The organism is Flavobacterium sp. (assembly GCF_044368995.1).
Classification (GTDB): Bacteria; Bacteroidota; Bacteroidia; order Flavobacteriales; family Flavobacteriaceae; genus Flavobacterium.
The window spans coordinates 1-7,068 of record NZ_JBIPMS010000090.1; the positions used below are offsets into that span (position 1 = coordinate 1).

Annotated in this window: 8 protein-coding genes and 1 pseudogene; 5 read left to right on the forward strand and 4 right to left on the reverse strand. The window is 32.4% G+C overall.

Annotation, left to right across the window (positions count from 1 at the left end; all coding sequences use genetic code 11):
* Window positions 1-977: aldehyde dehydrogenase family protein (locus tag ACIQ2I_RS06910; RefSeq protein WP_396181697.1), on the forward strand; the 977-nt coding region annotated here is incomplete at its 5' end.
* Window positions 978-1,103: 126 nt separating this feature from the next.
* Here the strand turns inward: ACIQ2I_RS06910 and ACIQ2I_RS06915 are convergent.
* Entirely contained in the window at window positions 1,104-1,679 is a 576-nt protein-coding gene (locus ACIQ2I_RS06915; RefSeq protein ID WP_396181698.1) for a PhnA domain-containing protein, read from the reverse strand.
* A 53-nt stretch (window positions 1,680-1,732) separates the two neighbouring features.
* Window positions 1,733-2,470, reverse strand: a complete 738-nt coding sequence (locus ACIQ2I_RS06920) for a metallophosphoesterase family protein (protein ID WP_396181699.1) — start codon at window positions 2,468-2,470, stop codon at window positions 1,733-1,735.
* A 124-nt stretch (window positions 2,471-2,594) separates the two neighbouring features.
* Here ACIQ2I_RS06920 and ACIQ2I_RS06925 point away from each other — a divergent pair, with 124 nt between their 5' ends.
* The 3 genes from ACIQ2I_RS06925 to ACIQ2I_RS06935 are packed head-to-tail and all read left to right on the forward strand — an operon-like array spanning window position 2,595 to window position 5,095.
* The gene (locus ACIQ2I_RS06925) at window positions 2,595-2,834 is read left to right on the forward strand and encodes a ferrous iron transport protein A (RefSeq protein ID WP_396181700.1); all 240 of its coding nucleotides are present in this window, start codon (window positions 2,595-2,597) and stop codon (window positions 2,832-2,834) included.
* Between the two features lies 1 nt (window position 2,835).
* Entirely contained in the window at window positions 2,836-4,938 is a 2,103-nt protein-coding gene (feoB, locus tag ACIQ2I_RS06930) for a ferrous iron transport protein B (RefSeq protein WP_396181701.1), read from the forward strand.
* Between the two features lie 31 nt (window positions 4,939-4,969).
* Entirely contained in the window at window positions 4,970-5,095 is a 126-nt protein-coding gene (locus ACIQ2I_RS06935) for a FeoB-associated Cys-rich membrane protein (RefSeq protein WP_396181702.1), read from the forward strand.
* Between the two features lie 23 nt (window positions 5,096-5,118).
* Here ACIQ2I_RS06935 and ACIQ2I_RS06940 read toward each other — a convergent pair whose 3' ends face one another.
* The gene (locus ACIQ2I_RS06940; RefSeq protein WP_396181703.1) at window positions 5,119-5,937 is read right to left on the reverse strand and encodes a ZIP family metal transporter; all 819 of its coding nucleotides are present in this window, start codon (window positions 5,935-5,937) and stop codon (window positions 5,119-5,121) included.
* Window positions 5,938-5,942: 5 nt separating this feature from the next.
* Window positions 5,943-6,590 (reverse strand): metal-dependent transcriptional regulator, encoded by a 648-nt coding sequence (locus ACIQ2I_RS06945; protein WP_396181704.1) that lies wholly within the window; start codon window positions 6,588-6,590, stop codon window positions 5,943-5,945.
* A gap of 111 nt (window positions 6,591-6,701) precedes the next feature.
* Between ACIQ2I_RS06945 and ACIQ2I_RS06950 the strand changes: the two are divergent.
* A pseudogene (locus ACIQ2I_RS06950) lies at window positions 6,702-7,068 on the forward strand (lycopene cyclase); the annotation flags it as partial.

Consider the following 7,068-nt stretch of genomic DNA (forward strand, 5'->3'; position numbering starts at 1 on the left):
CGGAAAAAGCACCTTTATGTTCTATCGCATGTCAGAATATTATTGCTGATATCTTAAAAGCAAATGAATTACCAGAAGGAATTTCTTGTATCATTAATGGCGATTACAAAGTGGGCGAAATGATGACAACAGACGTTAGAATCCCGTTAATTTCTGCCACAGGTTCTACCAGAATGGGAAGAATTGTTGGTACTACTGTGGCACAACGTTTCGGAAAATCTTTATTGGAATTAGGCGGAAACAATGCTATTATTATTACACCAACTGCAGATTTAAAAGTAGTAGTTCCTGGAGCCGTTTTTGGAGCGGTGGGAACAGCTGGACAAAGATGTACTTCAACCAGACGATTAATTATTCACGAAAGTGTATACGATAAAGTAAGAGATGCTATTGTGGGAGCTTACGGACAATTAACCATTGGAAATCCATTAGATCAAAAAAATCATATAGGTCCTCTTATTGATACTGATGCGGTAAACACGTATTTAGCAGCAATTGAAAAAGCAAAAGCAGAAGGCGGAAAAGTATTAGTAAAAGGTGGCGTGTTATCAGGTGAAGGGTACGAATCTGGATGTTATGTAAAACCTGCTATTATTGAAGCAGAAAACCATTTTGAAATTGTACAACACGAAACGTTTGCTCCAATTTTATATCTAATGAAATACGAAGGCGAAGTGGAAAACGCAATCGAAAAACAAAATGGTGTAGCGCAAGGATTATCTTCAGCCATTATGACAAACAGTATGAAAGAAGCAGAGAAGTTTTTATCATTCGCTGGTTCCGACTGTGGAATTGCTAATGTAAACATCGGTACTTCTGGTGCAGAAATTGGTGGTGCTTTTGGTGGCGAAAAAGAAACGGGCGGTGGAAGAGAATCTGGTTCAGACGCTTGGAAAATATATATGAGAAGACAAACCAACACCGTTAATTATTCTGATCAATTGCCATTAGCGCAAGGCATTAAATTTGATTTATAAAATTGAAGTGATTAGTAAAAAGTAATTAATATTAATTACTTTTTAAGATATAGAAAAACCCTGCAAATAAAATGTTTGCAGGGTTTTTTGATAATTGACATATTGACCAATTTTCACATTGGCAAATTACTTTGTTTTCTTAACATACTGCGTTAAAATATAAATATGTTGGTTTTCTACTCTACCTTCAATTAAGTTGGCGTCGTCCCAAACCACTTTAATATTGTGCACTGCTGCGCCTCGTTTTGCAGTAAATGTTGCACCTTTTACATCTAAATCTTTAATTAACACCACCGAATCGCCATCTTTTAAAATAGCCCCGTTACTGTCTTTATGAACAATTTTATTTTCGTCTTCCTCTTCTCCTTCGCCTGTAGCTTTTGCCCATTCTAATGCTTCTTCGTCTAAATACATCATCTCTAAAGTATCGATATTTTTTAAACGCGATAACATGCGCCAAGATAAAATTTGAACTGGTAAATTTTCGTTCCACATACTGTCTGACAAACTTCTCCAATCATTTGGATTCATAGTATCTGGGTTTTCTACTTGATCTTTTAAATGTTTGGCCAACAAAACCGAATGTGCTAAACTTTCTTCTGTAAAAGGCGGTAAAGTATAGACCACTAAATCCAATTCGGCACCACTAATTTCACATTTTGACTCGCTTCTATCTTTTAATTTTCTTTCAATTACACTCATTATTTCTGTTTTTATGGCTGTTATTTTTTCTTAATTTTGTGTAAATATAGGTATTAATTTCTTCCAATTTCATTCGGGTATAGCTCAGGCAATCCATCACTTTGCCAAAATGCTTTAGAAACTATATCCATAATAGTTAACACTCCCGAAAAACCAGCTCCAGTATCTAAATTCCAAACGGAGTTTTTACAAAGCGGTGCCACTTTTTTTGTTTTAGAAATAGGGGTATGTCCAATAAATATTTCAGAATAAATGTTTAATCTTTTTGGATATAAAGGAGCATTTTTATCTATTTTTTCATCTAAACACAAAGCGAGTTCCCAAAGCGTTCTGTCCCAATAGAATAATTTAGGAAAAAATTCCTGAGAAACTCCATTCATATTTGTAAAACCAGCATGAACAAATAATCTGTTTTCTGTATCTAAATAGTAATTTTGTAACGATTTTAAAAATACTATATGCTTTTGTTTCAACGTTTCAGAAACATTTAAATAAGATTCAACAGTGGCTTTTCCTCCGTGTTTAAACCAGACTTTTTCGTTTATATTTTCATGTCTGTTTTCCAACCAATCCAAAAGCAATTCATCATGGTTACCTTTTATGAAAATACAATTTTGCTGTTCCGATAAGGCAATTAAAAAATCTAAAACTGCAGGCGATTCGCTCCAACCGTCCACGTAATCTCCCAAAAAAACTAAGATGTCATTGGGTTGAATTGCAGCTTTTTGTAATACTTGAATTAACGCTTTTAATCCGCCATGTATGTCGCCAATAACTAGTGTTCTGCTCATTTATTTCTTTTAGAATAGGTTCACGAATATACGAATAATAATTCGACTGTAAAACATGACATTTGTTAGGTTTTTGTTTTCGGAAATAGTTACCTTTGTATTTTAATTCAATCTAAATAAGTTTGTGAAAAATAGTAATGCTAGTTTATTAAAAAAGGGACAAATGGCTCAAATTTCGGACATTAATATCGATGAAATTCCATTGAAACTTATTGAAATGGGTTGTTTGCCTGGTAATACTATTCAATTAATTCAGGTGGCGCCAATGGGCGATCCTTTGTTTTTTAATATAAACGATGCTAAAGTGGCGATTAGAAAAAAAATAGCTCAAGAAATCTATATTCTACCCGAATCAATACAATAAAATGAATTCTAAAACCATAAAAGTTGCGTTAATTGGGAATCCAAATGTGGGTAAAACTTCTGTTTTTAATCAGTTAACAGGATTGAATCAGCAAGTGGGAAATTATCCTGGAATTACTGTGGATAAAAAGATAGGTATTTGTAAACTTAACCAAATTACAAGAGCCAAAATTTTAGATTTACCAGGAACGTATAGTTTAAACGCCAATTCTATTGATGAAAATGTAGTAATTGAATTGCTATTGAATAAAAAAGATGAAGATTTTCCAGATGTGGCTGTTGTGGTTACGGAAGTAGAAAATTTGAAACGAAATTTATTACTTTTTACACAAATAAAAGACTTAGAAATTCCAACGTTACTTATAATTAATATGAGTGACAGAATGCAACAAAAAGGAATTGAATTAAACATTCCGTTACTAGAAACTGAATTAAAAACCAAAATTGCATTAATAAGTTCGAGAAAAAATATTGGAATTGAGTATATAAAAGAATTGATTATAAATTACAAAAATCTTTCTACAGAAGCTTGTTTAAATGCCAGTTCTATTGATGAAGAATATTTTAATCGTCTTAAAAAAGCGTTTCCAAATCAGTTGCTTTATAAATTATGGTTGGTAATTACACAAGATGTAAACTTCTTAAATTTAGAGCGAAACACAATTGAAAATAATTTTACGCGATCGCACTCCGATTTAAAAAAATTACAACAAAAAGAAACCATAAAAAGGTATCAATTCATTAATGATACATTAAAAATTACCCAAAAAATTGACAAATCCAAAGCAACTGATTTTCAAAGTAAATTGGACAATATATTAACACACAAAGTTTTTGGGTATTTAATTTTCTTTGGCATTTTGTTACTTATTTTTCAATCTATTTTCGATTGGAGTAGCATTCCAATGGATTTTATTGATACCACATTTTCAAAGTTTAGTGCCTTAACAAAAGATAGTCTTCCTCCTGGGAAATTTACGGATTTACTTTCAGGCGGAATCATTCCTGGAATTGGAGGAATTATCATTTTTATTCCACAAATTGCCTTTTTATTTCTGTTTATTTCTGTTTTAGAAGAAAGTGGATATATGAGTCGTGTTGTGTTTTTGATGGATAAAATCATGCGAAAGTTCGGATTGTCAGGAAAAAGTATTGTACCCTTAATTTCTGGAACGGCGTGTGCTATTCCAGCCATAATGAGCGCCCGAAATATTGAAAACTGGAAAGAACGATTGATTACAATTTTAATTACGCCTTTTATTACTTGCTCTGCTCGATTACCCGTTTATGCTATCTTAATTTCATTAATCATTCCAGAAAAACGGTTTTTAGGTTTCAGTTTACAAGGATTAACCTTGATGGGCTTGTATTTATTGGCATTTGTGGTGGCTATTGGGTCGGCATATATATTAAATAAAGCATTGAAGTTAAAATGCAAATCGTATTTTATTGTCGAAATGCCTAGTTATAAAGTCCCGCTAGTTAAAAATGTAGCCCTAAATGTTCTAGAAAAAACAAAAGCATTTGTAACTGGTGCTGGAAAAATAATTTTAGCTTTATCTGTAATTCTATGGTTTTTAGGATCACACGGCCCTGGAGAAAATTTTAATAACGCGCAAGAAATAGTTGAAAAACAAGTGTTTTCTAGCCACAAAAAAATAAATTCATCCGTAATTGAAAATAATGTTTCTGCCTACAAATTAGAAAATTCCTATATTGGTATTATAGGAAAAACCATTGAGCCTGCGATAAAACCTTTAGGATACGATTGGAAAATTGGAATTGCAGTAGTAAGCTCATTTGCCGCTAGAGAAGTATTTGTTGGAACACTTGCTACCATATATAGTGTAGGAAATCAGAGTGAAGAAGAAGCTACTATTAAAATGAAAATGGCTGAAGACATTGATGCTAAGGGCAATAAGATATTTAATTTTGCAACCGGAATCTCATTACTTTTATTTTATGCATTTGCGATGCAATGTTTGAGCACGCTTGCTATAGTTAAAAAAGAAACCAACTCCTGGAAATGGCCTATTATTCAATTGGTGTTTATGACCGGGTTTGCTTATGCGGTGGCACTAATTGCGTATCAAAGTTTGAAATAGTTTTTTAAACACTAATTTAAAAATGAAATTTATGAATTTACAAGATATTTTAACCTACATCTGTCTGACTTTAGCTATTGGTTTTTTGATTAGAAAATTCTTTTGGAAGAAAAAAGCTAACAAAAAAGGTTGTGGTGACAATTGCGATTGCAAATAATTTAAGTATTTCTAAATAAATTATTATCCCAACGCCACATCTAAACTCATCATTACAATAAACCCTGCAATAAATCCTAAGGTGGCAATGTCTGTATTCTTATCTTGCTGTGTTTCGGGAATTACTTCTTCTACTACTACAAAAATCATGGCGCCGGCTGCAAAAGCTAAGGCATAAGGCAAAATTGGCGTAAAAAATGTTACAGCAAGCGCCCCTAACACACCCGCAATAGGTTCCACAATGGCAGACGATTGTCCGTACATAAAACTTTTTCTTCGACTCATTCCCATTCGTCGTAAAGGCATAGAAACGGCAATTCCTTCTGGAAAATTTTGAATACCTATACCAATCGCTAAAGTTACCGCACCTGCAATAGATGCTTCCGGAATGCCCGCTGCAACACCACCAAATAATACACCAACTGCCAACCCTTCAGGAATATTGTGAAGTGTAATGGCTAAGACCAATAAAGTAGTTCGTTGCCAAGGTGATTTTATACCTTCTGTTTCTTTAAAATTAATATGTAAATGTGGTAATGTTTTATCTAAAGCAAATAAAAACAAAGCACCCATTAAAAAACCACTTGCTGCGGGAATCACCTTCGTAAAACCTTCGCCAGCACTCATTTCAATAGCTGGCGCCAACAAACTCCAATAACTTGCCGCAACCATAACCCCTCCAGTAAAACCCAACATACCATCTAAAACGGCACGATTCATAGTTTTAAAAAAGAAAACTAAAGAAGCACCAGCGGCAGTAACTAACCAAGTAAACATGGTAGCATAAAAGGCAGCTAATATGGGGTCAATTCCCTCTAAATATTTTATTAAATCTTGATACATGTTATTTATTTTACATATAAATTATTCGCAATTTTATCAGAAATAACTAAAACAGCGTTGTTAACTTCAATTTTAAAGGTTCTATCAAAAAATTCTATATCTATAATTTTTATTTTGGTTCCTAACGAAATGTGTTGTTTATTCAAATATTGTAAAAAGTCTACAGAACTATCTTTTACACCCACACAAGTAATTGTTTTTCCAGCTTCAATTTCAGATAATAATTGCTTGTTAATATTCGGAAGTTCACCTTTTGCATTCGGAATGGGATCGCCATGCGGATCAAAACTTGGAAAATTTAAAAAATGATCCAATTGATTGATTAATTTTTCGGACTTAATGTGTTCTAATTCTTCCGCTACTTCATGCACTTCATCCCAAGCAAAACCTAATTTTTCAACTAAAAAAACTTCCCACAATCGATGTTTTCTTATTATTATTTTCGCATTCAATTTCCCTTTATCCGTCAAGGAAACACCTTGATATTTTTGATAATTTATCCAATCTTTTTCAGATAATTTTTTTAGCATATCTGTTACAGACGAAGCTTTGGTTTCTATCATTGCAGCAATGGCATTTGTATTCACGCCTTTTGGTGAAAGATGTGACAAATGATAAATAACTTTCAAATAGTTTTCTTCAGAAATGGTCATAACATATAATAATCTAACAAAGATATTATTTTTATTTAAATATAAATTTATTTTTAGACTAATCTAAAAATATTTTAAAATATAAATTTATTATCTTTATAAAAAAAATAAATGAATCACTATCATTACATATTTACTGGAAACGGTTTATCGGCTTTATTAACCCTTTTTGAAATGATTCAATCTGGCCGATTTTCTGACAAAAAAATTCTTTTGATAGATTCCGATGTGAAAAACAAAAACGACAGAACGTGGTGTTTTTGGGATTCCGAAAATTTATTTGATGAAATTAGTACTAAAAATTGGCAACGTGCATGGTTTAAAAACGAAAACTTCACCAATCAATTAGAGTTGTTTCCGTACTCCTATAAAATGATAAGAAGTGCAGATTTTTATAAATTAATTTTTGACAAAATAAACCAACAATCCAACATAGAAATTTTTCAAGATGAGGTGGTTGATTTTGCAGAATTAGGCA

Excerpts from the sequence above, each read along its gene's own strand:
- ACIQ2I_RS06915 (WP_396181698.1), bottom strand. The coding sequence starts at position 1,679 with ATGAGTGTAATTGAAAGAAAATTAAAAGATAGAAGCGAGTCAAAATGT.
- ACIQ2I_RS06920 (WP_396181699.1), bottom strand. The coding sequence starts at position 2,470 with ATGAGCAGAACACTAGTTATTGGCGACATACATGGCGGATTAAAAGCG.
- feoB (WP_396181701.1), top strand. The coding sequence starts at position 2,836 with ATGAATTCTAAAACCATAAAAGTTGCGTTAATTGGGAATCCAAATGTG.
- ACIQ2I_RS06935 (WP_396181702.1), top strand. The coding sequence starts at position 4,970 with ATGAATTTACAAGATATTTTAACCTACATCTGTCTGACTTTAGCTATT.
- ACIQ2I_RS06940 (WP_396181703.1), bottom strand. The coding sequence starts at position 5,937 with ATGTATCAAGATTTAATAAAATATTTAGAGGGAATTGACCCCATATTA.
- ACIQ2I_RS06945 (WP_396181704.1), bottom strand. The coding sequence starts at position 6,590 with ATGACCATTTCTGAAGAAAACTATTTGAAAGTTATTTATCATTTGTCA.